Below are 25,718 nucleotides of genomic sequence, written 5' to 3'. Positions count from 1 at the left end.
AATATCTTCTTGTTATCACATCATAAAACGGATCATCCGCAATTCCTGGTGACGGATCCGGGTTGAAAGGACTGAAGGGCAAGCCGGACATCAAGCCACCATCGACGCCGTCCGGGATGGACAAGGCGACGGACAAGCGGTCGCGGCGAGAGAAGCGGCGGCGCGGGCCGAAGGCGCCGTCGGCGCCGGTCGAGGAGCGGATCGTCGTCGCCACCGCCATTCCGCCGGGGTCGCGGTTCAAGGGCTACGAAGACTTCACCATCCAGGACCTGAAGATCGAGCCGCGGGTCGTGCGCTATCGCCGCGAGCGCTGGCTGACGCCGGACGGGCGCACGGTGCTGGCGCCGCTGCCGGCCGGGATCGGCGACCACTTCGGCCCCGAGATCAAGCGCTTCATCCTCGCCCAATACCACCAGGGTCAGACCACGGTGCCGCGCCTGGTCGAGTTGTTGCGGATGCTCGGTGTGGACATCTCCAAGCGGCAGGTGGTGCGCATCCTGACCGATGCCAACGACGCCTTCGTCGCCGAGGCCCGCGACGTACTGCGGGCGGGGCTCACGCACGGCGGCTGGATCTCGGTGGACGACACCGGCGCCCGTCACCAGGGCAAGAACGGCGTCTGCACCCAGATCGGCAACGACGCCTTCACCTTCTTCGCCACCACCGGATCGAAGAGCCGGGCCAACTTCCTCGGCCTGCTGCGTGCCGGCCACGGCGACTATGTCCTCAACGACCAGACTTTCGCCTACATGCGCCATCGTCGCCTTGCCGGTTCGGTCATCGCCACCCTGGCGGGGCACCCGGTGCGCCGCTTCGCCGACCACGCCGCGTGGCAGGCCCACCTCGGTGCGCTGGGCATCGCTGCCCTCAAGGTCCATCCCGCCCCGGTGACGATCGCCACCGAGGGTGCCTTGTGGGGCGCCGTCACCGCCCACGGCTTCCTCGACGGCACTGTGATCGTCTCCGACGATGCCGGCCAGTTCAATGTCGGCGAGCACGCCCTGTGCTGGGTCCACGCCGAACGGCTGGTCCACAAGCTCGACACCTTCACCGAGGCGGCCCGCGCCGCCAAGGAGAAGGTTCGTGGCCTGATCTGGTGGTTCTACGCCGACCTCAAAGCCTACCGCGCCGCCCCGGCCCCGCGCCGCAAGGCCGAACTGAAGACCCGCTTCGACCGCCTCTTCCGACGGCGCACCGGCTTCGCCACGCTGGACCGCCTGCTCGCTCGCCTTCACGCTAACAAGGCCGAACTGCTGCGCGTCCTCGACCGGCCGGAAATCCCGCTCCACACCAACGGATCGGAAAACGACATCCGCTGCCAAGTCATCCGCCGCAAGGTCAGCGGCACCACCCGCAGCGACCCAGGACGTGACTGCCGCGACGCCTTCCTCGGCCTTGCCAAGACCTGCCGCAAACTCGGTATTTCGTTCTGGGACTTCCTCGGAACCCGCCTCGGCGCGGCCGTCGCTACGCCGGTGCCGCTCCTCCCGGAATTGGTCGCTGCCCGCTGCGAAACCTGACCGCCCGGACTTTTGCCCCAGTTACAAATTTTGTTTAATATGGATCAACATGATCCAAATTGAAGCGGTAAGATCGCTCTAGCGTTGAACGGATTCTGTCAGGTCGAGGAGTTCCTGGTAGGTTTCGGCTGATTTTTCGCAGATGGCGTCGCACATGGGGGCGAAGTGATCGAGGAAAAAGCCCAGGAATTCGACTCTCAAATCGTCGTCGTCAATGCGTCCGGCCATGTAGGCCCCGACCCGGATGGCCGACATGATGCTTTCCTGGCCCAGCACCAATACGCCTTTCAAATCCTCCGCGTGGTCGATCGCGACCTGGCGGAGGCGCGCTTCCAACTGGGAGAACAGGCGATCCTCCTGCCGCGATTGCTGTAAAATCGGCGGCAATATGCGGCCCAGGTTTCCGGCGGCTTCCAGGTAGCCGCGCAGGTCCTGCGGCTTGAGATCCGCACCCGGGGCGTAGTTCGGCAACTGCTCCCGCACCGAACGAATCAACCTTTCCCGAGGCAGGGCCATCGGTTCCAGTTTCAACGCCGCCGAGGCCTGCGGGCGGGCACCGGAGATGGCGGCCCCATCGCTGCAATTGAAGACGTCCAAGTCCTTCAGGCCTGGGATGCGCGAGAACTGGGTGCGCGAATATTCCAGCTTCCAGGAGGAGATGATCTTGCCCCCGAAGTTGCCTTCGACAACCCGGTCGAAGGAACTCTCCAGGCTTTTCAGGCTCGAACCGGCCAGCCAGTTGTCGTAGTCGTCTTCGAGATAGACGGCATCCTTGGAATGATGCTGGGCATCCGGACGACGACCGCAATCGACGCCGAACAGATAGACGCGACGGAACCCAAGGGCGGTGGCGGCGGCGAACCCGGCATTGGCGACCAGTGGACCGGCCGCGATGAGTGAGCGATGACCCGGATTGAGCAATTGATCGCAGCTCAAACCGGAGCGGTAATAGAACCAGACCTCGTCGAACTGTGCCGTTGCTTCCGGATGGATCGAGGTGGAGCCGAGCAGGATGATATCCTGCAAACCGTACTTCTCCTTGAACTTGATCAGGTTTTTGACCAGCGGATAGGTATTCTCGTTTTCGATGTGAAAATCCGGTCGAATGCCGTTTTTCAACAGAATGCCCAGGGCCGTGCCGCAACTGACTATCAGCGCCTGTTCCCGCAGACGGGCGATCTGGGTGATATCCTTGTCCAGGGAGGGGCCGGACCCGACGACCAAAATCGGAGTTTGTTGATGCAGGCGGGGTTCCCAGGGGATGATGCGATGAGGGAAGCGGGCGAAATTTTTCGCCGTGTTGGTCATCATCAACTGCTCGTCTTCGAAATATCCCTTGGACCAGTGGAAAGAATCCATTTTCGAGTTGAGCAACTCCCGGGTCCGCTTCAGGGCCCAGGAATAGTAGTGATGATAGGCATAGGAGCCATTGAGAAAGGTCCGCCCGCATTTGTCCTGGACGGCAAACATGGCCTCCGAGAGCTGCTCCGGGGTGGATCGCAGGACGATGTAGATCTCCTGACCGTTGACGGCGGCTTTTTCCCACAGGGCAACCCAGTCGATGGCCCGCAGGGAATGCAGCAGCAGTTCCGGGGTTGGCTCGGCGATGATCATGGTATGGCAGCGGGTGCGGTCGAGCAGTTCTTCCAGGTGGTAGCCCAGACCGACCCCGAAGACGTAGCAATAGCCGATATCCACCACCGGCAGAGGGGCGAAATCCTCGGGGGAAACCCGCGTCTCGATAAACGGCCGCACGGACTGGAACAGGTCCATGGAGACGCCGATCAGATTGCAATGCGAGACGGTGCCGAAGCGAAGCCGGTCGGGATTTTCGAAATAGCTGTCCAGTTGCTGGCGGGTGACCTGGCGGGCGTCTGAATCATAGAGGCAGACAGTGCCCAGGTCGATGTTGCTCGGGCCATCCCCGGCGTCCACCAGTTTGGAGGCAGGCACCGTGATGCGTTCCAGCATTTGCCAGACCGAGGGCATATGTTTCTTAAACGCCGCCTTATTGCGCTCGAACAGGATGTCTGGCTGGAGGTGCGTCATGGTTAGCCAGCGTTGGCTTCCGCCTCCTGCCACAGGGCCGTGAACGTCGCTTCAAGAGACTGAGCCCGGTGCTTGGCGCTGAACGGCGGTGCCTGCCGGATACGGTCCCGGATGGATTGCCGAAAAGCGCTGCGGCGCGCATTGTCCGTCGCCCAACGGGTCACCATCGCCACATAGTCGGCCGAGGTCTCGGCGATCATCTCATCAAGTCCTAACTGATGCAGCAGGCTGACCACTTCCCGGTGCCGACGGTCGGGGCCATTGAGCGCCACCACCGGCAGTCCCTGCCACAGCGCCTGGGCGGCATCGCCCGGATGGGAGACAATCAACGGGCTCAGGCAAACGTCGCCCATCTGGTACAGCGCCTCGGTCTGATGGGGGGCTGCCAGATCAATGCGATGCGCCAGGCCGTAGTTACCGAACATGTCGATCAGATGGCTGATCACCGGCGGATGTCCGAAGGCGTAGTCTTGAAGCACCAGCGTGGCTTGCGGCAGAGCAAAAAGCACCTCGGCCCACAGCGCCAGCAGTTCGTCAGACAGAAATTCCATGGGCACATTGGCGACCAGGGTCAGGGAGTCCGCCTGTGGTTCGTCGGTTTTCAGGGGCAGGTTCGCATCGGGAATCTGCATCGGGGCAAGCCCGGAGTCCAGCCGCCACAGTCGCTCGGACAGCGGCGAGGGCGCCTCCTCTGGATCGAGGGTTGCGTCGGTCAGCAGCACATCCATGGTCGCCATGCCGGTGCCGACCGGAGCACCAAGCCAGGAGATCTGCACCGGGGCCAGACGGGTCCCGAAGGCGGCCAGCAGGTCTGGCGCGCCATAACCGCAAGCATCAATCAGCACATCCACCGCCTCGGCGGCTACCATGGTGCCAAAGGTAATGGGGTCGAGATTGCGCACATCGTGCCAGGTATCGAAACATTTCTGGAATTTGAGATTCTGTTCCAGGGTTTGCGGTCCCCAGCCAAAACCCACCAACCGGAATTTCGACGTATCATGGGCGGCGATGGTATCGGCCAGCGCATCGCCAGAACTGTTCTGCCCGGCCGCCCCGAGGACATAACCCACCGTCAGGCGCCCTCGCGGTCCGGCCACAGGATCGACGGTCCAGGGCTCCGGCTTGGTGCCAAAGCTCGCCCCCCAGTCCTTGACCGATTGGGACAGGGCGTCGAGGGTCTCGGCGGTATCGGTCAGACGGGATTCCAGTGCATTGATTTGTAGAATACCGTTTTCCGGCGCAATGGCGCAGGCCGCTTGCCACACGGAACGGGCTGCCGAGCGCTGTCCGCTGTAGGCCAGATTGGTGGCCAGTTGGCCCAGGATCGCGGCGTCGCGTGGCAGAACGTGGGCCGCGGCACGCAGGGAACTGATGGCCTCGTGATAGAGACCGGCGCTGGTCAGCAGGTGACCCAGCATCTGATGGGCCTTGCGCGACTGGGGATTGAAGGCGATATGTTCGCGCAGCCAATACACGGCCTTGTTGCGGTCCTCGGCGACCGTGGAAGCAATCGCCTTGTTGAACAGCGGATTTTCACGCACCGTTCCCAAAGCCGGACCAAAAGTTGCCAGATTGGCCGGGACCCAGGCGCTGAAAACCGGATCGGAGGTGGTGGTCAGGGCGACCTTGCCATGGAAAAGGCCCTGGGACAGATCACCGGCAAACACATACAGGGAAGCTAGAAGTTCAACGATTTCAAGAACGTTGTGATTCTTGGACAGGGCGATTTCAGCCTTATCCACCGCATCCCGAATATTATCTTGTTGAAAGGCAGACACGGCGGCCAGGAACCAGGCCTCGGCACTTTGCGGGTTGTGATCCAGATGGTCCTGTGCCAGACGCGCCACCTCGGGCCAGTTTTCGAGTTTCACCAGTTCATTGGCCCGTGAAATGAATGAGGCTTTGTCGCCCCCGTCCAAAGTCATCATGCGGTGACCCCTCCGTCCGACGGAGTGGAGGTCGGCTCGCTGCTATCTGTTGTCGGAGCGGATGCCTCCTCCGGTGCCGTGGCGAGGCCACCGGAAAGTTCCCGGTTGATGTTGATCAGAACATCAATTTTCTCCGCCGAGGGGTTCGGCATGATTTCAAGAGTATGTTTATCCACGAAGTTGGCCAGCGACAGAACATTGCTGCGCACATCGTCGGGAACCGTGCAATTGGGCGACAGCAGCTCCGACTGAAAAATGGTCCAGAGCTGCCAGTTGAGGCGCAAGGCGGCCTGCATCTCTTCGATGTTGCTGCTCTCCTTGGCCCGCAGCAGGCGGACGGCCGCTTGGGTCAGGGCCCAGGCTTCGGTTGCCTGGGGATTGCCCGGTGCCGGAGCCTTGTCATAACTAGCGACTAAGTTTTTCTTGTACATTTGCCAATAATTCCTTCTCGTGGAAGATCAGTTCCTGGCATTTCTTGACCGCATGATAAAGGTCGCCCTGTTCGACCATGTTGCGGATGGCACCGGTAATCGACGCACTACTGGGGGCGGCCTGTTCGTAGTGATCCATGAATTTTATGAATTGTTTATGATGGGAGCCTTGGGCGTCCTCAGGAAACACATACATGCATTGCAAGGCGTAGTAGACCCGACTGGCCGGTGTGACTGCGTCGTCAGGGGTCAATATATCCGAATCTCGGAGAATGGCGGCATCATTGGCGATCAGGAGCGAAACGCTACGCTGCGAGGCGTTTTCCAAAACGGCGCCGTTGATGATGATTTTCTGGCTCTTCTTGAGCTGAATTTTCAGGGGCATGGGTACTCTGCCGGGCGCGGGCCTAAGGAAACGACCGGGGGAGCGCGAGGCTCCCCCGAGCCAGTTCGAGACGACGTTCCTTAACGGAACAAGCCCAGGATGGACTGCTCAGCCTGACCGGCAAAGGCCAGGGACTGAATGCCCAACTGCTGGCGGGTTTGCAGGGCCAGCAGGTTGGCGCCTTCAGAGTTGAGATCGGCCACCGTCAGCTTGCCGGCACCGGTATCCAAAACGTCCACATACTCCTGCGTGAAGTCGGAACGCACTTGAAGGATGGCGATGTTGTTGGCCATGGAGCCAGCTTTCGCTTGCAGGTAGCTGATGGTCGCATCCATGCGGGCGATGGCGATGTCCGCATGGGCGTTAAAGGAGGCCAACTCGGTGGCGTCCGTCAGATCGTAGCCCTCGAAGGACTGTCCGAAGCCGAGGAACGATTCAACAAAGTTAACCTGACTGGCATCCAGGGTCTGTCCCACGAAGCCGGTCCCCAAAGAGTTCCGGTACAGGGCGCTGTTGTTGATGTCGATGCCCGTCACCTCAAGCTTGGAGTCCGACTTGTCGGAGAAACGAACCGACAATTTGGAGGACGACGAGTTGAGGAGGTTCAAGCCCTGATAGGTGGCGTCGGCGATCAGCTTTTCGATCTGCTTGGCCAGTTCCTGGACCTGGGTCTGCAATTCCGCACGCTGCGAGGCATCGGCGGACCGGGCACTGTCAACCAGACCCTTCATCTGGTTGGAGAAGTCCTCGACGGCCTTGAGGGCCTTGAGGGTGGCGTCCAGGGCCTGCACGCCCTGATCAACGGCGGACTTGCGTTCCAGCAAGGTCTGGGACCGGTTGCTCAGAGATTGGGCCTGGAAGTATTTCACCGCATCGTCGGTCGGTGCGGCGACTTTAAGACCGGTGGACAAACGACCCTGGGTACGGTCAATCAGTCCTTGGGTGCTTTGGAGAGAGAGCAAGTTCGAGCGAACTGCATCAGATAGTGTTACGTCAGCCATTTCATAATCTCCCATTCTTGGGGTGCTGTGATGCTACATGTGCGTTTCTCACACACAGAATAGACTACCACGGGTCAGGTTTCTCGCCAACGAATTTTTTTTCGATAACGAAACTAAATCCAATTGACGAGGCATTCCGGGCCGTAATTATTACAATATACGTCTTGGAAAACAGCCCTTTCTCGAAGTCCACGTACCGTCTGAGCTTACCTGAGATCGCCAGCTTTTCAAGCCTCAATCCAACGTCATGAGATCTTTGAGCAGCCGCTCGAAATCCCGGGCATAGGCCTTGGAGTCGGTCATCGGAGAGGCCGCCATCCGGGGGCGCAATGTCGCGTGCCACCGGGTCAATTGATCCGGGTCCCTGGCCAGGGCGACGGCGAGGCCGACAAAATGATCGGCATCCCCCGCGACCAGTTCCTGCAGGCCGATGGTCCGCAGGTGCGCCGCCGAATGATTGGCCGCCATGCGGTCGCCGGGCAGGGTGATCACCGGCACGCCCATCCACAGGGCCTCCAGGGTCGTCAGCCCGCCGGAATAGGGCTGGCTGTCGAGCACCATGTCCAGGTCCGCATAGGCGGCAAGGACCTCCCGGTTGCTGGCCGGGCCATGAAATTCCAACCGTTCCTCGGAGATTCCCTGGGCGGCGAACAGGGTCTGAAATCGGCTCACAATCTCCGGATATTGGAATGGCGGCGAGCGCAGCACGAAGCGGGCATCAGGCACGTCGCGCAGCACCCGGCTCCACAGGGCGATGGTCGCGGGGGTGATCTTGAAGGCGGCGTTGAAACAGCCGAAGGTGATCCGGCCCCGTTGCAGAACCGGCGGCGGGGCAGGGTCCGGGGCGTGGTCGGGCGGTTCGTAGCAATAGAGGTTTTCGGAAAAGCGAAGCACTTTTTCCCGGTATTGATGGTCCTGGGACGGGGGCACATGGCGCCCATCGACCAGCACCGCATCCACCTGCGCCAAACCGCTGCTGCCCACATAATCCAGCCATGTGGCCTGGATCGGGGCCGGACGGCGGGCCAGCACCGGCAGTCGATTGCCCCAGGTATGGCCGTTGAGGTCGATCAAAATATCCATCCGGTCGGCGCGGATGCGGTCCGCCGCGGCCTCGTCGCTCAGCCGACTGATATCAACGAAATCATCGGCCAACTGCCGAAACACCTCGGTCTGGCTGTCCGGGGTCTGGGTGTTGGAATAGAGATGGGCGGTCCATTGGGAGCGGTCCCGCTGGCGTAGCAGGGGCGGCAGAAAAAAGCCCGTGGCGTGCCGACGGTAATCCCCCGAAACCAGCCCGACCCGCAACGGCGAGCCGGGTTCCAGGGCGCGGCGCGGGGGGCGCGGGGGATCGGGGAAGGGGTCTCCATAGGCTCGATGGGCGGCGGCAATCTCGCGTGCCGTCACCCCGTCCTTGTAATGCAGGCCCATCAGGTAGGCCGAACGTTGCGGAGAATCGAACGGGCTGGCCTCGGCGGCCTGTTTGAGCACGGGCAGGGCGGCATCGGCATCGGCACAGGACAGCAGCAGCATGGTGCCCAACTGGCTGGCGGCGGCAAGCAGATCCGGCTGCCGGGCCAGGGCCGCCCGATAGGCCGTCTCGGCCTTGGCGAAGGCTCCCAGAGCGCGATGGCTGTTGCCCAGATTGACCCAGGCTTCGACGGCATCGGGATCGACCCGGGTGGCGGCCTCGAAGCAGGCCATGGCCTGACCGTTCAGGGAAAGGCCGTGGAGCAGCAGTCCCAGGTCATTGTGATGACGGGCCACGCCGGGGGCGAAGCGGACGGCCAGACTCAAATGTTTGATCGCCGTGCCCTGGTCGCCCCGGCGGGCCAGCAGATGGCCCAGGGCGGCATGAAACTCGGCCTCTTCAGGGCGCTGTGCCAGGCCTTGTTGCAATACCTTGAGGGCTTCGTCCGAGGCACCGCCGCCTTCCAGCATGTCTGCCAGATTGAGCAGCGCCTGCGCCGCTTCGGGTTCGGGCGCGATTTTCAGATGGTCCATGGCCGCCGCCGCCGCGTCCTGCCACTGGCCCATGTCCCGGAACACCCGGCTCAGGTTGAACCGGAAGGCCGGGTTGAGAGGTTCCAGGTCAATGGCCCGCATCAGGCTTTCTGCCGCGTCTTGCAGGCGGTTCATATCTTTCAGTGCATTGCCCAGGTTGCCGTGCGCCGCCGCGAAATCGGGGGCCAGCCGGGTAGCCTTGCCGATCAGGGCCACGGCCGCAGCGGGGTCTCCAGACTGGTGAACCAGCACCCCCAACAAATGCAATGTATCCGGTTGGTCGGGAAAGCGGGCGAGGACCGTTTCGTAGGCCGCCCGCGCCTCGGTCAGTCGCCCCGCCTGATGCAGCGCCAGGGCCTCGTTGACTATGCGGGATAAAAGGTCCGCAGAAGAAGCAGAGGGAGTCATGGAACAAGCCTGGGAAGTCGGGGGAGCCGGTTTCTCCGGCAATAACCCCGATTCCGAATCAGGCCTTGCCGCTTTCGAGGAAGCCCTCGGAGATTTGCAGGTTAATGTTGATCAGCGTGTCGATGACTTCGCTGGGAATCTCGGAGCCGTACTTCATGGTGGTCTCGGCGACGAACTGGCTCAGGCGGATCAGGTTGTCCTTGGTTTCCTGTTGCAGGGCGGCACCGGCGCGCGAAACCATGATGCGCATGGCGACCCAGACTTCCATGTTCCGTTCAAGGGCGCTGGCCAGCAGGCTCGCATCCTGGCGGGCCTGATCAAGTTGGATGGCGACCTGAGAAAGGTTGAAGGCATTTTCTTCGGTGAAGCTCAATTGTTCCGTTTCGGTCATGGACCCGCTCTCCCTGATAGTCTAACAGATTGAAATACATCGTAACAAAACGATGTAATGAAGCCGATTGTGATTCCCTGGGCCCTCTTCTCCAAACAAGTACGCCGGAGGGCACGGAGGCATGATATCGTGAGGTGTGACGGGTTGCAAACCCAAGATGTGGTGTATAACCAAAAAGTCATCCGATTCAGTGGAAAATCTTGTAAATCTTCGTCATTCTTGCATTGGATGCGGTCAGAGTGCAGGATCGCCCAACTTTTTTAGGTCCAGACCGTCCAAGCGGAGTACATAATGTCGAATATTCTCAGGCTCGGAATCCCCAAAGGCAGCCTGGAGGCGGCCACAATTGAGCTGTTCGGTCAGGCCGGATGGACGATCCGGACCAGTTCACGCAATTATTTCCCGAGCATCGACGACGACGAGATCAATTGCGCCCTGGTGCGGTCGCAGGAAATGGGGCCTTACGTGGCTGGCGGGACTCTGGATGCCGGGTTGACCGGCATCGACTGGGTGATGGAAACCCAGGCCGATGTGGAGGTGATCTGCCCGCTGATCTATTCCAAGACCTCCGACAAGGCCGCCCGTTGGGTATTGGTGGTGACCCAGGATTCGCCGATCCAGAAAGTCGAGGATCTGCAAGGCAAAGTGATTTCCACCGAGTTGGTCGGCTTCACCGGGCGCTATTTGCGGGCCCGCGGGATCGAGGCCCGGGTCGATTTTTCATGGGGGGCGACCGAGGCCAAGGTGGTTGAGGGATTGGCCGACGCGGCGGTGGAAATCACCGAGACCGGCTCGACCATTCGTGCCCACGGCCTACGCATGGTCTGCGACATGCTGCATACCCACACGGTTTTCATCGCCAACAAGGAAGCGCTGAAAAATCCGGCCAAAAAGGCCAAGATCGACCAGATCGCTTTGATGCTGAAATCCGCCCTGGCCGCCCGCAACAAGGTCTTGTTGAAACTTGATGTATCGAAAAAGCACCTGGAGCGGGTCCTGGATATTCTGCCCAGCCTCCATTCGCCGACGGTGTCGCCGCTGTCCGAGCCCGACTGGTTCGCCGTGGAGACAGTGGTCGATCGCAGTTCGGTCCGCGACCTGATTCCGGAACTCAAGAGCGCCGGAGCCGAAGGCATTCTGGAGTTGGAGATTCGAAAGGTCTGTTGACGGCACCCGCTTTCACGCCTATCTCCCTGCCATGTTGATACAACGTCGTTTCAAAATGCCGCAACAACGCCGCCATCGGCTGCTCCTGGGCTGGAGTCTGATGTTTGGCGGCATTTTCGGTTTTCTGCCCATTGCCGGATTCTGGATGTTGCCCCTGGGGCTGATGGTGCTCTCGGTGGATCTGCCCCGTGTGCGCCGTTGGCGGCGGCGCGGTCAGGTCTGGTGGGGACGCCGCCGTCTCGCCACCGCATGATCGCGGATCGGTCAGTCAGGCCAGCAGGCTTTATTTTAGAATAATAATAATTCGCTTGCCATTTGGCCATCGCCCCCATACCCTACTAAATTAGTAATGTACTGGTGACAGCGAAAGGGACTCTCATGGGAAACCCAACTGGACATCGAATGGATCGCCGGGGTCAGATTTTTTTGCGTTATGTGGGCGGTTTTGAGCGCCCGGCCACGCGGGACGAAATCCTGCACATCCTCACCCAGCGGCCCGACCTGACCGCCGCCATGGCCGCGCAGGACTGATCCAGGCCCGCCTCAGGCGTTCAGGCGCTGTTGGTCGTGGGCGATGGTGCGCAGGCCGTCGAGAGCCCGCCTGAAACGTTTATCGGCGCGGTCGGCCAGATAGGCCAGGTGAACGGGCCGGGTGAACGCTTCGGCGGTGTCGATTCGAAACAGCGTCTCGGAGCGCAGATAGGGATATACGACGCGCAACGGGAAATAGCCGGAACCGCCGTGCGACAGGATATGTTGCAAGGCCAGCGGCCCATGGCTGACGGTCAGGGCGGCCATTTCCGCTTCAAGATGAGCCGCGCCGAACGCATCGGCGAATTCCGGTCCCCAGTCCACATGGACGTAATCCGGATCGCTCACGCAGGCCGCTGGACGGTTGCCGACGAACACCAGTTGATCTTCCAGCAGCAATTCGACGGTGACTCCGGAACGGGCGCGCGGCATGTATAGAACCGCCATGTCCAGGCGGCTGTCCATGACTCCCAGCATGAGGGCTTCCGAGGACCCCACCTCGGCCCGCAAGGCCACGTCCGGATGTTCCCTGCGCATCCAGGGGAGCCATTGCAGCAGCAGGTGATCCCACAAGGTGAACTGTCCGCCGACGGCGATGACGCCCTTGAACCGCTCCGGCAACAGAACTTCCTGGCAGCCGCGCCGCCAGGCCCAGACCATGGATTCGGCGAACGGGCGGAATTGCTGACCGGCCCGTGTCGGCAGCACACCGGCCTTGGAGCGGGACAGCAGGCGGCGCCCCAATTGCTCTTCCAGCACGCGAATGCGGGTGCTGACGGTGGATTGGGTGACGTTCAATACATCGGCCGCACGGCTGAAGCTGCCCACGTCGAGCACGGTCAGAAAGGTTTCGGCGGTCAGAACGTCCATGAAAATAGTATTAATTTTTTCAATGTTATTTATCAATAAGTTTCGGTATCTAGATTTAAAAAAAAGTCGCATACATGTGCGGCGCCTGGATGGACCGGGCGATAGATATCAATGGAGACTCTCTACTATGAACGTTAAGGTTCTTGCGCTGGCCGGTGCCGTCGCGCTGCTCGCTTCCCCCGCCCTGGCGATTGACATCATCAATGAGGACGCCGTTCCCTATGAAGTGATGCTGGACAACGGCACCGAAGTCAAAACGGTGACCATCAACGCCGGCGAAACCCTCGCCAATGCCTGCGAAAGCTGCAGCGTTACCGTTGGCGAATCCTCCCTCGATGCCCAGGGCGTCGCGGTTGTGGTGATCAAAGACGGTGTCGTCAACGCGCAGTAATAATCGCGACTGACTGAAGGCTGGGGCGCGTTGCGATTGAGTTCGCAGCGCGCCCGGTCTTTTTTTATTTCCGAGGCAGTCGGCCGGTGATCCAATGGCGCAGGCCGTCGGGCAGGGCCATCATCAGCCAGGCAATCGAGGCGGTGGGCCAGGGAAAGGCGATGCGGCCCCGGTTGCGTGCCAGACCGCGCCTGATGATTTCCGCCGCCCGATCCGCCGACATGAAAAACGGCATGGGGAAACGATTGGCGCGGGTGATGCGGCTATCGACCCAACCCGGGTTGATCACCGATACCCCAATGCCGTCGTCGGACAGTTCCCCTCGCAGAGCTTCTCCCCAGACCTTGACTGCGGCTTTGGAGGCGCAATAGGCGCTCGCCCCGGGCATCCCAAAATAGCCCGCCAGCGAGGCCATTAAGGCAATTTGGCCATGCTTTCGAGCCTTCATCATCGGCAAGGCGGGCAGCACGGTATTCATCACCCCATCCAGATTGATCGCCAGAATCTGCCGGGTCAGCGCCTCATCCGCCAGCGGGCTATCGGGACCGGAGGCGATCCCGGCATTGGCGATGATCAGATCCAGCGGCGCGGCGGCATCGCATTCGGCGATCCATTGAGCCATGGCCGGACGATCCCCAACGTCGATGATTCGCCCCAGTGTCTCGGCCCCCTTTGCCCGGCAGGCGGCGACCACTTGTTGCAGCCGCGCCGGGTCGCGACCGCTGAGAAACAGCCGGATGCCACCGGCGGCGTAGACCTGGGCCAGAGCCTCGCCAATACCGCTGGAGGCCCCGGTGATCAGAATCGTGCGCGGCGGAAACGATTTCATGGGCTGCTGCCTTGTTGCCGGACCGACCCAAGGCTATAAACGGATTTCTCGTCAATGCAAGGGGATGCCCGTGACCGTTTTCTCGATGACCGGATTTGCCCGAGTCCAAGGCGATGCGCCCCCCTATGCCTGGACCTGGGAGGCGAAAAGCGTCAATGGCAAGGGCCTCGATGTGCGCCTGCGTCTGCCCGTCGGCTTCGAGAACCTGGAGCAGCCTGCGCGCCAGTCGGCCACCCAGAGATTGGGCCGGGGCAATATCTATCTGACTCTCGATTTGCGGAAAAGCGGTGCGGCCACCGGGGTGCGGATCAATCGGGAGGTGCTGGAGCAACTGCTGGCCACCGCCGCCGAACTGCGGCAGCGGGTGCCGGATCTTCAGCCGCCGACCCTGGACGGTCTGCTCGGCCTGCGCGGCGTGCTGGAGGTGGACGAGGACCCGGCCCAGGACGAAGAGTCCCGCAAGGCCACCGAGGCCGCCCTGCTGGCGAGCCTGGACCGGACGCTCGAGGCGCTGGTTGAAATGCGCGCCGTCGAGGGCGAGCACCTGGATCGGCATTTGACGAGTCATCTGGACCGTATTGCGGATCTCTGTACCCAGGCCGAGAATCTCGCCGCCTGCCAGCCCGAGGCCATCCGCGCCCGTCTGGCCCGACAAGTCAGCGACCTGTTGGATGCGGTCCCGGCGCTGCCCGAGGAACGGTTGGCCCAGGAAGCCGCCCTGCTGATGACCAAGGCCGATATCCGCGAGGAACTGGACCGGTTGCAGGCTCATATTGCGGCGGCGCGGGATCTGTTGGCGGTCTCGGGGCCGGTCGGTCGCAAGCTGGATTTCCTGTGCCAGGAATTCAACCGCGAGGCCAATACCCTCTGTTCCAAATCGGCCGATACGGAACTGACCCAGGTCGGTTTGGAACTGAAGGCGGTGGTGGAACAATTGCGCGAACAGGTGCAAAACGTCGAATAAGTGAGCGGGGATATTCATGGAAACAAAAATCGAAATCCACCGGCGCGGGCTGATGCTGGTGTTGTCCTCGCCCTCGGGGGCCGGTAAATCCACCATTTCGCGGCAAATCCTGCAAGACGATCCGGCGCTGGTGATGTCGGTCTCGGTGACCACCCGCGCCCCACGCCCCGGCGAGCGCGACGGCATCGACTACCATTTCATTTCCGAAGAGAAGTACCACCAGATGGTCCGCGACAACGGCCTTTTGGAGCATGCCCGGGTGTTTGACAATTTCTACGGCACACCCCGGGACTTGGTGGAAAAGGAACTCCGCGCGGGCAAGGACGTATTGTTTGATGTGGATTGGCAGGGCACCCAGCAACTGGGCGAAAACGCCCGTGGCGATCTGGTGACGATCTTCATCCTGCCGCCGTCCCATGACGAACTGGCGGTGCGCCTGCGCAAGCGGGCTCAAGACGCTGAAGAGGTCATTGCCAAGCGCATGTCCAAGGCCGCCGATGAGATGAAACATTGGAACGAATACGATTACATCGTCGTCAACGACGATCTGGATAAAGCCATTGCCGAGGTCAAGGCGATTCTCGCCGCCGAGCGTTTGCGCAAGAAACGTCAGGTCGGTCTGTCGGCTTTCGTTGCCGAGCTTTGTGGCTAATTCAGACCGTTGCCGGACGCTGACTGGCTCGCCACCATCCGAAGGCGACCCGGAAAGGGATCAGCAGGATCAGGGCCAGAGCCATCTTGACGCCGAAGTCGCCGATGGCCCAGGTCACCCAGGGCAATCCGGTGGCGGCAAAGGCGATGGAAAAAAACAATACCGTATCAAGGGCCGAGCCCAGCGAGGAGGAGACCAACGGCGGCAGCCACCAGGTTTTGTCCCGCAGCCGATTGAACACCTGCACATCAAGCATTTGGGCGATCAGGAATGCGGTGCCCGAGGCCAGGGCAATGCGCGGCGTAGCCAGCCAGAACGACATCAATACCGCCATCATGAAGCCGACGATGACCACCCGACGGGCCATCGCCGGTCCCTGAAAACGGTTGGTCAGGTCGGTGACCAGGAAGGCAATCGGATAGCTCAAGGCTCCCCAGGTCAGCCAATCGTTGATGGCATATTGCACCAGGATGTTGGAGGCGGTGACAATGACCGTCATGGCAACGACTAGGCCGATAAAGAGCTTATCCATTCGTATAGGTCTCCTGTTTTCCCCCCCAATATCTGCGAGCCTTTCGGGACTGTCAAGAACCCTCAAGCGCCCGGGCCAGACGGCAGAAGGCTTCGACAGGCAGTTCCTCGGCCCGCGCGGTGGGCAAAATGTCCAGGGCTTCCAGGTCCAGATTGAGTGGCTTGAGACTGGCCCGCAACATCTTGCGGCGCTGGCCGAAGGCTGCTGCAGTGACCTTTTCCAGCAGGTCCCAGCGGGCCGGAGCCAATGGCGCGGCGTGGGGGGTGAGGGTGACAACGCTGGACATGATCTTTGGCGGCGGGGTGAAGGCGGCGCGATCCACGTTGAACTCCCGCCGCACCTCGCACAGCCACTGGGTGATGATCGCCAATCGTCCATAGGCTTTGCTGCTCGGGGACGCCAACAGGCGGTCGGCGACCTCCTTTTGGAACATCAAGGTCAGGCTTTCGTATTCCCCGATCTGTTTCAGCCATCCCAATAGCAGCGGCGTCGCCACGTTGTAGGGCAGGTTGGCGACTATGCGGCGTGGGGCCGGACAGAGGGCGGGCAAATCCACCTTGAGGGCGTCGCCTTCGTGCAGGGTCAGTCGGCCGGGATAGGACAAGCCCAGTTCAGCCAGGGCCTCCAGGCATCGGTGATCCATTTCGATGGCCTGCACATCGGCCCCCGCCGCCAACAGGGCGCGGGTCAGCCCCCCCGGACCGGGGCCGACTTCGATCACCCGGGTCCCCGGCCCGACCCCGGCGGCGCGGGCGATGCGGGCGGTCAGATTGAGGTCGAGCAGGAAGTTTTGGCCGAGGGATTTGCGCGCCCGCAGATCGTATTTGGCGATGGTGTCGCGCAGCGGGGGCAGGTCAGGCACCGGTGGCACCCTGCCGGTGGGCGGCCATTGCTCCGGCCAGACGCAGCGCCGCCAGCAGACTGGACTCGTTGGCTTGTCCGCTGCCCGCCAGATCCAGCGCCGTGCCGTGGTCTGGCGAGGTGCGGACGAAGGGCAGGCCGAGGGTCACGTTCACCCCGCCGTCGAAATCAATGGTCTTGATGGGGATCAACGCCTGATCATGGTACATGCACAGGGCGACGTCATAGGTGGCGCGGGCGCGGGCATGGAACATCGTGTCGGCGGGCAGCGGGCCGCGGGCGTCGATCCCGGCCCGGCGCAGGGCGGCCACGGCGGGGGCGACCACCTGCGCTTCTTCCGATCCCATGGCACCACCTTCCCCGGCATGGGGATTGAGCCCGGCGATGGCCAGTCGGGGACGGTCGATGCCGAAATCCCGGCGCAGGGCGTCATGGGTGATGGTCGCGGTCTCAATGATCGCCTCGGTGGTCAAGCCGCGCGCCGCCTCGGCCAGACTGACATGGATGGTCACCGGAATGACCCGCAACTCGGGACAGGCCAGCATCATCACCGGGCGTGTGGACTGGGACGCCAAATGGGCCAGAAATTCCGTGTGTCCGGGGAAGTCGAACCCGACCTGATGCAGGGCCTGTTTGTGGATGGGGTTGGTCACCACGGCGGCGGCGCGCCCGGCCTGGGTCAGGGCGACGGCGGTTTCGATGGCGGCAATCACCGCCGGGCCGTTGGCCGGGTCGAGCCGGCCCGGGACCACGGGCGCGGGCAGGGGGCGATGGAGGACCGGCAGGGCTTGTCCAAATACCTCGCCCGCCTGATCGGGAGACTCGATGGGCTGCACGGGAATGGACGGCCCGAGGGTTGCGGCCATGCGGGCCATGCGGTCGGCGTCGTCGATGAGAAAAAACGGCGGCACCGGCTCGCTACGGGATCTCAGCCAGGCCTTGAGGGTGATTTCACCCCCGATCCCGGCTGGCTCCCCCATGCTCAGGGCGAGTGCGGGAGCGGGGCTCACAGTCGAATATCCACCAGGGCGTCGCGGCGCAGATCGCGCATCAGGCGTTGGGCCGCCTTGTCGGTGCGGGTGTCGAGCAGCATGTCCTTGACCTTGGTCCGCAACGCCTCCTCCGAGGTCCCTCCGGAGCGTTCACAGACCATCAGCACCACCACACCCTGCTCGGTGCGGATCGGCGGGCTCGGTTTGTTGTCGGGCAAGGGACCAATGACCTGCTGGAAGGGCAGCGGCAGGCTGGTCAGTTCGAGCGTACCCAGACTGCCGGACATGCGGGTACCCAACTGCTGGCCGATCTTTTCCATGTCGTCGCAGGAGGCGGCGGCCTGGGTCGCCTCGCGCAGCCGCCGGTTGCTCTCTTCCAGGGCGGTTGCCGGAGCTTGCCCGGCCAGCGGCAGAAAGACCTGATACAACCGGACCTTGGCCGGTTCTCCGGCCGACAGACCGGCGCTTATGCGGCGCTTGCGCAACAGCAGAATATGATACCCCGAAAGGGTGCGGACCGGATCGGAGACCGTTCCCGGCTCCATGGTGGCGAGAGCGGCATCCAGTTCCGGATCAATTTGGCCTTGCAGGACCCAGCCAAGATCGCCGCCATTGGCGGCGGAGGCGGACTTGGAGAAGCTGCGGGCCAGGGCCTGAAAATCCGCCCCGGCCCGGATCTGGCTGATCAGGCGCTCGGAGATCTGGCGGACTTTTTCTTCCTCGCGCGGGTTGTCCACCGGCAGAAAGATTTCCGCCGCCAGATGTTCGGGTTTTCCCTTATTGGCCCTGATGCGTTCGATGGCTTCCTCGACCTCGTCCTCACCGACGCGAATGTTCGTGCGCAGACGGAAGCGTTGGACCTTGCTCCAGGACATGGCGGCGCTGAGTTGACGTTCCAGGGCCGTTTGATCGACGCCCCGGGCGGCCAGAAACTGGCCCAGGGTACCGGGCGGCAGTTTGTTCTGTTGCTCCAGGTCGGCCTTGGCCCGCTTCATGTCGTTTTCCGTCGCCTCAATGCCCAGGCGGCGCGCCTCCTGAAGCTGCAGGGTTTCGTCGATGAGGCCGCGCAGCACCTGGGGGACCAGGCGTTTTTGGACTTCCGGGGTGTTGGGCAGGTCCGACGAAGAGATGACAATCTGCATGCGCGCCCAGACATCATAGACCGAAATGACCTCATCGTTGATGACGGCGGCGATTCCCTGAATCGACTGCTGCGCCCGACTGTCCGGCTGGACAAGCAGGCAGGTGAACACCAACGTGAAGAGGCCTAGGCGAAACAACGACATGATCGGTCCTGATTCAGGTCATACGAGAGACAAGAGCATAGTCCGGCCTGTCCGGGAGAGCAACTAATAGGCCTGGGTTTCGGTGTCGCCCAGGGTCTTGAAATTGAACCGCAGCATGACGGAGTCGGCGGGCTGTATGTCGCGATCCTTGAACAGGGTCTTACGATACACGATGCCGAACACCATGCATTCATCCTCGTAGGTCAAATCGGTCTGCAACGATCGCAGTTGATTGTCGTCGTCCAGATCGTGCAACGCCGACAGGCTGCCGGACCAGTAACGGGACAATTGCGACCGAATGCCGGTCTGCAATTCTTCGCGGGTGGAGAATTCCTGGTCTCCCTGAGCTTCCAAAAATTGGTACGACATATTGAAACGGAAGGCTGGAACTCCTGCCGAAAAGTCCAGTTCATTTCGGGTTGGGGAGAGGTCGTCCTTGTCAATTCTCGCGCGGTAGGACAATTCCAGGAAATCCTCACGGCTGAGGGTCAGGCTACCGACAATATCTGAAAAATGATCTTCGAGTCCCGAATTGGCGGCGAACGTGGAATCCACATGGGTGCGGTAGGATTGTCCGATGATGGCGGTGGCCTGGCCCGTCGTCGGGGCGAAAATGCCCCAGCGCATTCCATAATTGATTCGTGGCCCTCCTTCGACTCGGTCCAACCCGGTAAATCTGTTGGAGCTGAACAGGTTGGTCTCATCAAATTCGAAATCGATGCTGTCCTCGTTGGGAATCTTCTCGGAATTGCCGCCATAGGGGCTGACCACCACGGAGGCGATGGGTTCGATCATCTGGTGCACCCGCCGACCCTGGCGCACGAACGGCAGCCGCCAGTCCAAGGCGACCTGGGGAAGGATGCGCCCGGTGGTGCCATTGTAGTTTCCCGGCTGTCCGGCCATGGGGTGATTGTTGACATAATAACCGTCGCCCCGCAGGGACACCGACAGGCTGTAGCGGTCGCCGATCCAACCGGTATAGGGCAGTTGCCACCCCCCTTCCAGCGAGGCCCGGTGCACGTCGCGGCCTTCGGTGCGGAACAAGGTGAGATAGGAGGCGTCGAGGCTGGTCCGACCGCCGAAACGGTCGGCCTCTCCCACATGATTGTATTCGGCCAGGGGTAGGATGTAGGGCGTCTCGCCCGGATCGTCGTTGGTGCTCAAGCCTTGAAAGGCAAAGGCTTCCACCGAGGCGTGATTGCGTTTGCGAAAGCCTTCCGTATAGGCCCGGGTGGTCAGGGTTTGTTTGCTGTCAAAGCCATAGCGTCGCAGATAGGTTTCGCCGCTGGCCCGTTCCACATCCAGACCGGCGCGCCAGGTCTCGTCCAGATCGAAACGCATTTCGCTGTCCACGTGACCGAGCCACTCATGGCTTGAATTCCGGGTGATGCTGGCACCCATGTCCCAGGTGCCGTCCCTGTAGCGTTGGCGGAACTTACCCGATAACACCCCGCCTTCTTCCGTCGTCAGGATCGGTTCAAGGGTCATATCGGCCGTTTCGGAAATGGCCCAGAAATAGGGTGTGCGCACGATGAATCCCAAATCCGAGGAACTGCCGAAAGACGGAATCAGGAAGCCGCTCTGGCGTTTCACCGTCGGGTCCGGATGCGACAAATAGGGTGTATAGAGCACGGGAATCCCGGCCACTTCCAGCCAGACATCCTCATAGCTGATGGTCTTGGCGTCGGTGTCGTGGGTCGCGCTTTCCGCCTTGACCTGCCACAGGGGGTCTTTGCTCGGGTCGTCGCGGCAGATTTCGCAGGGGGAATAGACGACCCGCCTGAATTCGGTGATGTGCCCGTCGGTGCGCCGTCCGCCGTTGGCCGCCAGACGGGCACCATCCTGCAAAATAATGCGCAAGTCTTCGATAATGCCGTTTTTCAGGTCGCCGGTAAGCGCCACATGGCGAGCAAACATTACCTCTCCGGTGGGTTCATGGATGACCACCTGTCCGGTCGCGGTGACCACATCGTCCTTTTGGTTATAGGACAGCACATCGGTAAGAAGCGTCCGCTCGCCGTAGGTCACCTCCACATGGCCGCGGGCGGTGATGGTGTGCAAGGCCCGGTCGTGGACCACCTCATCCGCAGTAAAGACGGCGGATTCCTCTTCGGCGGCAATGGCCACCGAGGGCAAGGCGGCCAGCAGGGCCAGGGCAGTGAGCGTGGCGAGGGTCCTCATGGGGGCTAACCATCTTCCAGATGCAGCAGCATGGCAAGCCCCAACAAGGTGGTGACGCCCGAGGGAGTCCAGGCCGCCAGAACGACCGGAATGCGGTCCGACAATCCGAGGGCAAACACCACATCGGTAAAGACATGCAGCATGAACCCGGCCAGGACACCGCCAACGATAATCCGCGTCGCGCCGCCGCGCCGTTGCGACAGGCGCAGGGTGAAAGTGGCAGCAATCAGCACCATGGCGCAAAGCAACAGCGGCGCCGCCAATAGGGCATGGAAATGCAGCCGGTGGCGCAGGGCCGAAAAGCCGGACGCCTCCAAGGTCTTGATGAATTTCGGCAGGTCCCAGAAGGACATGGTCTCCGGCGGGGCAAAACTGTCCTGGATGCGGTTGAGCGTCAGGTCGGTGGCGAACAGCAGTTCCTCGGCGAAGCGCGGCGGCTGCTCGGGGGTATAGATCCAGACCTTGTAGAGATGCCAGAACCCATCCTCCAACTCGGCGCTTTCCGCCTCGATGCGATTGCCGAACTGGTCGATGCCCTTGTAGATGATGATGCTGACATCCTCCAGGCCAACCGATGTTCGGGCCTGATGGACCCGGACCGCATGGACCACCGATTGCCCGTCCTCATTGGCCTGGCGTAGCCAGAGTCCGGTCTGTGAAAGGGCTAGGGCGCTTTGCTGACCTTTCAGAACCGCCGTTTCGATCTGTACGAAGCGGGCTAGGGTCATGGAGGAAACCGGGTTGAAGACGGTGACTTGTAGAATCCCCAGGGTCACCGACAGCACCATCACCGGCAGCAGGAATTGCCAGGCCGAAACCCCCGCCGAGCGGGCAATGACCAGTTCATGATTGCGGCTCAATCGCCAGAAAGCCATCATGCCGCCAAGCAGCACCGCGAAGGGCAGCGCTTCCTGTCCCATCTGCGGCAATTTGAGCAGGCCCATTTCGACGATCAGACCAAAGGATATATTCGGTTTCGACGCCGCCCGGCGCAGCAGTTCGATCATGTCAAAGATCAGGATCAACGTCAGGAACGACACATACAGCCCGAGCACCGAAATCAGGAAACGGCGACCAATGTAATAGGACAAGGTGGAGGAAACGCGCATGTTCGACTCGCCTAGACGGGGGAAGGCGGGGCATGGCGGCCCGCGCGCGGTCGCAGATGAATGGCCGCAAATCCCAGAATAATCGGCAACAGGGCCACCAGATAGATCAGCGGTACCAGTTCCAGACGCTTGGCCGCCAGATTTTCCACGCCGAGATAGGTGGCCTGGAGGCCGACCACCAACAAGACGGCGATCACAATGCGCTGGGTCTGACTGCGGCGGGTGATGCTGCCGGAGATCAGGGCACCGATTCCGACCATCACAAAGCCGAAGATCCAGAGGGGAGAGGCCAGCCGTTTGTGCCCCTCGACGATGAAGCGACCCCGGTCGCGGGCATCGGGAACGGATTCCGCGTTGGCCCCCAGCAGCTCGGGAAGCATATGCTCGCGCGGTTCCCGGTAGCGTTCGGCGGCATCGGCCTGCGGTCCGACGATATCCAGGGCATAGCGGTCGAAGAACAGCACCGACATCTTATGTTTTTCCCGGTCCACCACCTGCCGGTTGCCTTTGAACATGATGACCCGAGGACCGGTTTTCGTCATCACCAATGCCCCGCGTTCGGCCATCAGGGTGGTCGGATGATCGGGGTCCTTGGTCATATGGGCCAGAATCCCCTTGAGCTGGCCATCCGGGGTGCGTTCCCGAATATAGACGGTGATATCCGGGGTCAGGGAATTGAAGGCCCCTTCCTGCAAGACCACGTGGGAATAGGAGTAACGGACCTGCCATTGGAGATCCCGGAACATCTGATAGGACTTAGGCAGGAAATAGAGATTCAGGGCATAGCTGGCGGCCATGGCGATGAGGGTCAGCACAACGGCCGGAAAAATCAGCATCCCCTGACTGAGCCCGGTGGCGCGCATGACCACCAGTTCCCGGTCGCCGATCATCTTGGCATAGACAAAGAGCACTGCGGCAAACAGCGCCAGGGGCAGAATGATGGTCAGAATATCGGGCATCAACAGCATGGTCAGACGCAGAAAACCGCCCATGTCCAAGCCGCGATTGACGATCATCTCGATGAATCGCAACGACTGGGTCAGCCAAATGATCGTGGTGAGGCCGAGGGTTACCAGAATGGCCCCGGTCGCCAACTGCCGAAAAATGTAGCGGGATATCCCGTTCATGCCCAATGTCTTGTTCCCAAGGTCTGGGCCAACCTGTCAAAAAAACCGGCTTTTAGCAATAGAATGCGGTGTTCAGTCGTCGTCGGCACCCCGCAAGGCAAAAAAATGGGGCGGCAGAGCCGCCCCTGAGGTTGCTTGGGAGGTGTAATAAAAAAACAGTCCGACGCGTTAGTTGAACGCCTGCCCCGGCTTGATCCCCAGTTTCTTCAGGATGATGGCCAGCGGGCAGAACCCGGTGAAGGCCGCCTGAAGAAGGTTCAGACCGACGAAAGCGGTCAGAAAAAGCCAATAGACATGGACGTAATGCCCCAGCGCAACGCTGGCGAGAATGACGATACCGGCAAAAGCCATAACCATACGATCGATAGACATGACGCTTTCCCTGCTTCCTGCGTTGAGGTTCAATATATTAACTGATACTAAATTAGTGCATGCTAATATAATTGTCAACAGGTTTTTCTCACGGGCTCCCGAAGGAGGGTGTAGGCTGGAGGGAATAACGAGGGAAGGCACGATGATCGTCGAGGACCAGTCGGAAGTATTGCAATTCTTGTCCCGTGTGGAGTCGTACGAAACCCGGGCCAAGGCCCCGGTGGTGCGCCTGGACACCCATATATCGGCGGTGTTCAAGGTCGGGTGCCGGGTTTTCAAGCTCAAGCGGGCGGTTAAATTCTCCTACCTGGATTTTTCCACCGCCGATCTGCGCCATGCGGCCTGTCTGGAGGAAGTGCGGTCCAACAGCCGGGCGGCGCCGGATCTCTATATCGGCGTTCTGCCGGTAACCCGCGAGGCCGATGGGCGGTTGGCCCTGGCCGGTCGGGGCGATCCGGTGGATTGGCTGGTTGAAATGGTGCGCTTCGACGAGGCGCAACAGTTCGACCGTCTGGCTCAACAAGGCGCGTTGAAGCGGCGGCGCATGGAGGATCTGGCGGCGGTCATTGCCCGCTTTCACGCCGAGAGCGCGTCGACCCCGGATTTCGGCGGCCACGACGGTCTGGCCTTCATCATCGACAGCAACAGTGCCTGTTTTGCCGAGGCCCCGCCGACCATGTTCGATGCGGCGGCGGTGCGCGATCTGGAGGCCCGCTCCTGGGCTGCCTTGCGGGAGCAGCGGACGCGCCTCGAACGCCGTCGGCAACAGGGGCGGGTCCGCCATTGCCATGGCGATCTGCACCTGCGCAACATTTGCATGATGGGCGAGGGGGATGCCTGTCTGGGTGGCAGTCCGGGGAGCCTGCGGCCCATCCTGTTCGACGGTATCGAGTTCAATCCGGCCCTGGCCAACATCGACGTGTTGTACGATCTGGCCTTCCTGTTGATGGATCTGGAGCATCAGGGACTGAAGCGACAGGCTGGCATTCTGTTTAATCGCTATATGGATATCACCGGCGACACGGCAGAACTGGCCGTGCTGCCGCTATTCATGTCGGTCCGGGCGGCCATCCGGGCCCATGTGGGCGGGGCGGCTCTGGCGACCCTTGAAGACGCAGCGCAGCGGGATGCCCTCATCGCCGACTCCCGGCGCTATCTGGACAGCGCCCGCGCCTATCTGGAGCCCCCGTCGCCCCGACTGGTGGCAGTCGGCGGCCTGTCCGGCAGTGGCAAGTCCCGACTGGCGAGAGAACTGGCGCCGGAGCTGGATCGCGGACCCGGGGCGCTGGTGGTGCGCACCGATGTGCTGCGCAAGCGGCTGTGCGGGGTGAGTCTGTTCGAGCGCCTGCCCCCGGAAGCCTACAGCCCGGAGATGACCGAACGTACCTATCAGGCGCTGTGGGAAGAAGTGGCCCAGGCGCTGGCCGGAGGGCGTTCGGTGGTGGCCGACGCCGTCTTTTCCAAGCCCCGTGAACGACAGCGGGCGGAACAGCTGGCCGCCGCCGCCGGGGTGCCCTTTGCCGGGCTCTGGTTGAGCGCCGCGCCGGAGATCATGGCTGCGCGGATCGTCAAACGGACCCACAACGCTTCCGATGCCACCCCCGAAGTGCTGAATCGGCAACTGACCTATGATCTGGGGGAGATGACCTGGAGCGAGATCGACAGCGGCGGTCCGCGCGAGGCGACATTGAGCGCCGGGCGGGCGCGGCTGGGCCTGTGAAAGGCCACCGTCGTTTC

General features: G+C 61.6%; 25 protein-coding genes. 8 read left to right on the top strand and 17 right to left on the bottom strand.

Features of this window, described 5'->3' with window-relative positions; all coding sequences use genetic code 11:
- Positions 1 to 62 precede the first annotated feature (62 nt).
- Positions 63 to 1,520, top strand: a complete 1,458-nt coding sequence (locus ACYQ1P_RS16435) for an IS66 family transposase (RefSeq protein ID WP_460021428.1) — start codon at positions 63 to 65, stop codon at positions 1,518 to 1,520.
- 78 nt (positions 1,521 to 1,598) lie between these two features.
- Here the strand turns inward: ACYQ1P_RS16435 and ACYQ1P_RS16430 are convergent, their stop codons facing one another.
- From ACYQ1P_RS16430 to ACYQ1P_RS16400, 7 genes are all read right to left on the bottom strand, one after another.
- Complete coding sequence (locus ACYQ1P_RS16430; RefSeq protein WP_460021427.1) at positions 1,599 to 3,569, bottom strand: motility associated factor glycosyltransferase family protein; 1,971 nt, start codon at positions 3,567 to 3,569, stop codon at positions 1,599 to 1,601.
- A gap of 2 nt (positions 3,570 to 3,571) precedes the next feature.
- A complete protein-coding gene (locus tag ACYQ1P_RS16425; protein ID WP_460021426.1) occupies positions 3,572 to 5,497 on the bottom strand; it encodes an O-linked N-acetylglucosamine transferase family protein in 1,926 nt (641 codons plus the stop codon).
- A complete protein-coding gene (locus ACYQ1P_RS16420) occupies positions 5,494 to 5,928 on the bottom strand; it encodes a flagellar biosynthesis regulator FlaF (protein WP_460021425.1) in 435 nt (144 codons plus the stop codon). Before ACYQ1P_RS16420 ends, ACYQ1P_RS16425 begins: the two co-directional genes overlap by 4 nt.
- On the bottom strand, positions 5,903 to 6,313 hold the full coding sequence (locus ACYQ1P_RS16415; RefSeq protein WP_460021424.1) for a flagellar biosynthesis repressor FlbT: 411 nt from the start codon (positions 6,311 to 6,313) through the stop codon (positions 5,903 to 5,905). The genes ACYQ1P_RS16420 and ACYQ1P_RS16415 overlap by 26 nt, the downstream gene beginning before the upstream one ends.
- Positions 6,314 to 6,393: 80 nt before the next feature.
- Positions 6,394 to 7,314: a flagellin N-terminal helical domain-containing protein gene (locus ACYQ1P_RS16410; RefSeq protein ID WP_460021423.1), complete on the bottom strand. Its 921-nt coding sequence runs from the start codon at positions 7,312 to 7,314 to the stop codon at positions 6,394 to 6,396.
- A gap of 234 nt (positions 7,315 to 7,548) precedes the next feature.
- Positions 7,549 to 9,726 carry a tetratricopeptide repeat protein gene (locus ACYQ1P_RS16405; RefSeq protein ID WP_460021422.1) on the bottom strand — a complete coding sequence of 726 codons (2,178 nt, stop codon included), beginning with the start codon at positions 9,724 to 9,726 and terminating at the stop codon, positions 7,549 to 7,551.
- 58 nt (positions 9,727 to 9,784) lie between these two features.
- The gene (locus ACYQ1P_RS16400; protein WP_460021421.1) at positions 9,785 to 10,117 is read right to left on the bottom strand and encodes a flagellar biosynthesis regulator FlaF; all 333 of its coding nucleotides are present in this window, start codon (positions 10,115 to 10,117) and stop codon (positions 9,785 to 9,787) included.
- A 291-nt stretch (positions 10,118 to 10,408) separates the two neighbouring features.
- Between ACYQ1P_RS16400 and hisG the strand changes: the two genes are divergently transcribed.
- The 3 genes from hisG to ACYQ1P_RS16385 all read left to right on the top strand — a co-directional run bounded on the left by hisG (position 10,409) and on the right by ACYQ1P_RS16385 (position 11,815).
- Positions 10,409 to 11,284 carry an ATP phosphoribosyltransferase gene (gene hisG, locus ACYQ1P_RS16395; protein WP_460021420.1) on the top strand — a complete coding sequence of 292 codons (876 nt, stop codon included), beginning with the start codon at positions 10,409 to 10,411 and terminating at the stop codon, positions 11,282 to 11,284.
- A 55-nt stretch (positions 11,285 to 11,339) separates the two neighbouring features.
- Positions 11,340 to 11,537 (top strand): hypothetical protein, encoded by a 198-nt coding sequence (locus ACYQ1P_RS16390; RefSeq protein WP_460021419.1) that lies wholly within the window; start codon positions 11,340 to 11,342, stop codon positions 11,535 to 11,537.
- Positions 11,538 to 11,686: 149 nt separating this feature from the next.
- On the top strand, positions 11,687 to 11,815 hold the full coding sequence (locus ACYQ1P_RS16385) for a hypothetical protein (RefSeq protein ID WP_460021418.1): 129 nt from the start codon (positions 11,687 to 11,689) through the stop codon (positions 11,813 to 11,815).
- A gap of 12 nt (positions 11,816 to 11,827) precedes the next feature.
- Here the strand turns inward: ACYQ1P_RS16385 and ACYQ1P_RS16380 are convergent, their stop codons facing one another.
- Positions 11,828 to 12,685 carry a LysR family transcriptional regulator gene (locus ACYQ1P_RS16380; protein ID WP_460021417.1) on the bottom strand — a complete coding sequence of 286 codons (858 nt, stop codon included), beginning with the start codon at positions 12,683 to 12,685 and terminating at the stop codon, positions 11,828 to 11,830.
- Positions 12,686 to 12,812: 127 nt separating this feature from the next.
- Between ACYQ1P_RS16380 and ACYQ1P_RS16375 the strand changes: the two genes are divergently transcribed.
- Positions 12,813 to 13,076, top strand: a complete 264-nt coding sequence (locus ACYQ1P_RS16375) for a hypothetical protein (RefSeq protein WP_460021416.1) — start codon at positions 12,813 to 12,815, stop codon at positions 13,074 to 13,076.
- Positions 13,077 to 13,140: 64 nt separating this feature from the next.
- Here the strand turns inward: ACYQ1P_RS16375 and ACYQ1P_RS16370 are convergent, their stop codons facing one another.
- Entirely contained in the window at positions 13,141 to 13,905 is a 765-nt protein-coding gene (locus ACYQ1P_RS16370; RefSeq protein ID WP_460021415.1) for an SDR family NAD(P)-dependent oxidoreductase, read from the bottom strand.
- 64 nt (positions 13,906 to 13,969) lie between these two features.
- On the opposite strand from ACYQ1P_RS16370, the gene ACYQ1P_RS16365 reads away from it, so the two are divergent.
- Complete coding sequence (locus ACYQ1P_RS16365) at positions 13,970 to 14,869, top strand: YicC/YloC family endoribonuclease (protein WP_460021414.1); 900 nt, start codon at positions 13,970 to 13,972, stop codon at positions 14,867 to 14,869.
- A gap of 16 nt (positions 14,870 to 14,885) precedes the next feature.
- Positions 14,886 to 15,521: a guanylate kinase gene (gene gmk, locus ACYQ1P_RS16360; protein ID WP_460021413.1), complete on the top strand. Its 636-nt coding sequence runs from the start codon at positions 14,886 to 14,888 to the stop codon at positions 15,519 to 15,521.
- A gap of 1 nt (position 15,522) precedes the next feature.
- On the opposite strand, the gene ACYQ1P_RS16355 is transcribed toward gmk, so the two are convergent.
- The 8 genes from ACYQ1P_RS16355 to ACYQ1P_RS16320 all read right to left on the bottom strand — a co-directional run bounded on the left by ACYQ1P_RS16355 (position 15,523) and on the right by ACYQ1P_RS16320 (position 23,981).
- Positions 15,523 to 16,053, bottom strand: coding sequence for a queuosine precursor transporter (locus ACYQ1P_RS16355; RefSeq protein WP_460021412.1), 531 nt, complete (start codon positions 16,051 to 16,053; stop codon positions 15,523 to 15,525).
- 52 nt (positions 16,054 to 16,105) lie between these two features.
- Complete coding sequence (rsmA, locus tag ACYQ1P_RS16350; protein WP_460021411.1) at positions 16,106 to 16,924, bottom strand: 16S rRNA (adenine(1518)-N(6)/adenine(1519)-N(6))-dimethyltransferase RsmA; 819 nt, start codon at positions 16,922 to 16,924, stop codon at positions 16,106 to 16,108.
- Positions 16,908 to 17,924: a 4-hydroxythreonine-4-phosphate dehydrogenase PdxA gene (pdxA, locus tag ACYQ1P_RS16345; protein ID WP_460021410.1), complete on the bottom strand. Its 1,017-nt coding sequence runs from the start codon at positions 17,922 to 17,924 to the stop codon at positions 16,908 to 16,910. Before pdxA ends, rsmA begins: the two co-directional genes overlap by 17 nt.
- Complete coding sequence (locus tag ACYQ1P_RS16340) at positions 17,921 to 19,192, bottom strand: peptidylprolyl isomerase (RefSeq protein ID WP_460021409.1); 1,272 nt, start codon at positions 19,190 to 19,192, stop codon at positions 17,921 to 17,923. Before ACYQ1P_RS16340 ends, pdxA begins: the two co-directional genes overlap by 4 nt.
- A gap of 63 nt (positions 19,193 to 19,255) precedes the next feature.
- Positions 19,256 to 21,373 (bottom strand): LPS-assembly protein LptD, encoded by a 2,118-nt coding sequence (locus ACYQ1P_RS16335; protein WP_460021408.1) that lies wholly within the window; start codon positions 21,371 to 21,373, stop codon positions 19,256 to 19,258.
- A 5-nt stretch (positions 21,374 to 21,378) separates the two neighbouring features.
- A complete protein-coding gene (lptG, locus tag ACYQ1P_RS16330; protein WP_460021407.1) occupies positions 21,379 to 22,482 on the bottom strand; it encodes an LPS export ABC transporter permease LptG in 1,104 nt (367 codons plus the stop codon).
- Between the two features lie 11 nt (positions 22,483 to 22,493).
- On the bottom strand, positions 22,494 to 23,609 hold the full coding sequence (gene lptF, locus ACYQ1P_RS16325) for an LPS export ABC transporter permease LptF (RefSeq protein ID WP_460021406.1): 1,116 nt from the start codon (positions 23,607 to 23,609) through the stop codon (positions 22,494 to 22,496).
- A gap of 168 nt (positions 23,610 to 23,777) precedes the next feature.
- A complete protein-coding gene (locus tag ACYQ1P_RS16320; protein ID WP_460021405.1) occupies positions 23,778 to 23,981 on the bottom strand; it encodes a YgaP family membrane protein in 204 nt (67 codons plus the stop codon).
- A gap of 142 nt (positions 23,982 to 24,123) precedes the next feature.
- Between ACYQ1P_RS16320 and ACYQ1P_RS16315 the strand changes: the two genes are divergently transcribed.
- Positions 24,124 to 25,701: a bifunctional aminoglycoside phosphotransferase/ATP-binding protein gene (locus ACYQ1P_RS16315; RefSeq protein ID WP_460021404.1), complete on the top strand. Its 1,578-nt coding sequence runs from the start codon at positions 24,124 to 24,126 to the stop codon at positions 25,699 to 25,701.
- Positions 25,702 to 25,718 lie beyond the last annotated feature (17 nt).

The sequence above is a fragment of the Magnetospira thiophila genome, from assembly GCF_054657015.1.
Note: the sequence above shows the minus strand (reverse complement) of the source record. Positions and strands in the feature narration are given on the sequence as shown.

Bases quoted from the DNA above. Each gene is read 5' to 3' on its own strand.
- ACYQ1P_RS16420 (WP_460021425.1), bottom strand. From the start codon at position 5,928: ATGTACAAGAAAAACTTAGTCGCTAGTTATGACAAGGCTCCGGCACCG.
- ACYQ1P_RS16375 (WP_460021416.1), top strand. From the start codon at position 12,813: ATGAACGTTAAGGTTCTTGCGCTGGCCGGTGCCGTCGCGCTGCTCGCT.
- ACYQ1P_RS16430 (WP_460021427.1), bottom strand. From the start codon at position 3,569: ATGACGCACCTCCAGCCAGACATCCTGTTCGAGCGCAATAAGGCGGCG.
- ACYQ1P_RS16370 (WP_460021415.1), bottom strand. From the start codon at position 13,905: ATGAAATCGTTTCCGCCGCGCACGATTCTGATCACCGGGGCCTCCAGC.
- ACYQ1P_RS16390 (WP_460021419.1), top strand. From the start codon at position 11,340: ATGCCGCAACAACGCCGCCATCGGCTGCTCCTGGGCTGGAGTCTGATG.
- ACYQ1P_RS16315 (WP_460021404.1), top strand. From the start codon at position 24,124: ATGATCGTCGAGGACCAGTCGGAAGTATTGCAATTCTTGTCCCGTGTG.
- ACYQ1P_RS16340 (WP_460021409.1), bottom strand. From the start codon at position 19,192: ATGTCGTTGTTTCGCCTAGGCCTCTTCACGTTGGTGTTCACCTGCCTG.
- lptG (WP_460021407.1), bottom strand. From the start codon at position 22,482: ATGCGCGTTTCCTCCACCTTGTCCTATTACATTGGTCGCCGTTTCCTG.
- ACYQ1P_RS16415 (WP_460021424.1), bottom strand. From the start codon at position 6,313: ATGCCCCTGAAAATTCAGCTCAAGAAGAGCCAGAAAATCATCATCAAC.
- gmk (WP_460021413.1), top strand. From the start codon at position 14,886: ATGGAAACAAAAATCGAAATCCACCGGCGCGGGCTGATGCTGGTGTTG.
- ACYQ1P_RS16385 (WP_460021418.1), top strand. From the start codon at position 11,687: ATGGATCGCCGGGGTCAGATTTTTTTGCGTTATGTGGGCGGTTTTGAG.
- lptF (WP_460021406.1), bottom strand. From the start codon at position 23,609: ATGAACGGGATATCCCGCTACATTTTTCGGCAGTTGGCGACCGGGGCC.
- ACYQ1P_RS16365 (WP_460021414.1), top strand. From the start codon at position 13,970: ATGCCCGTGACCGTTTTCTCGATGACCGGATTTGCCCGAGTCCAAGGC.
- ACYQ1P_RS16380 (WP_460021417.1), bottom strand. From the start codon at position 12,685: ATGGACGTTCTGACCGCCGAAACCTTTCTGACCGTGCTCGACGTGGGC.
- ACYQ1P_RS16410 (WP_460021423.1), bottom strand. From the start codon at position 7,314: ATGGCTGACGTAACACTATCTGATGCAGTTCGCTCGAACTTGCTCTCT.
- ACYQ1P_RS16400 (WP_460021421.1), bottom strand. From the start codon at position 10,117: ATGACCGAAACGGAACAATTGAGCTTCACCGAAGAAAATGCCTTCAAC.
- ACYQ1P_RS16320 (WP_460021405.1), bottom strand. From the start codon at position 23,981: ATGTCTATCGATCGTATGGTTATGGCTTTTGCCGGTATCGTCATTCTC.
- ACYQ1P_RS16405 (WP_460021422.1), bottom strand. From the start codon at position 9,726: ATGACTCCCTCTGCTTCTTCTGCGGACCTTTTATCCCGCATAGTCAAC.
- ACYQ1P_RS16355 (WP_460021412.1), bottom strand. From the start codon at position 16,053: ATGGATAAGCTCTTTATCGGCCTAGTCGTTGCCATGACGGTCATTGTC.
- ACYQ1P_RS16425 (WP_460021426.1), bottom strand. From the start codon at position 5,497: ATGATGACTTTGGACGGGGGCGACAAAGCCTCATTCATTTCACGGGCC.
- hisG (WP_460021420.1), top strand. From the start codon at position 10,409: ATGTCGAATATTCTCAGGCTCGGAATCCCCAAAGGCAGCCTGGAGGCG.
- ACYQ1P_RS16335 (WP_460021408.1), bottom strand. From the start codon at position 21,373: ATGAGGACCCTCGCCACGCTCACTGCCCTGGCCCTGCTGGCCGCCTTG.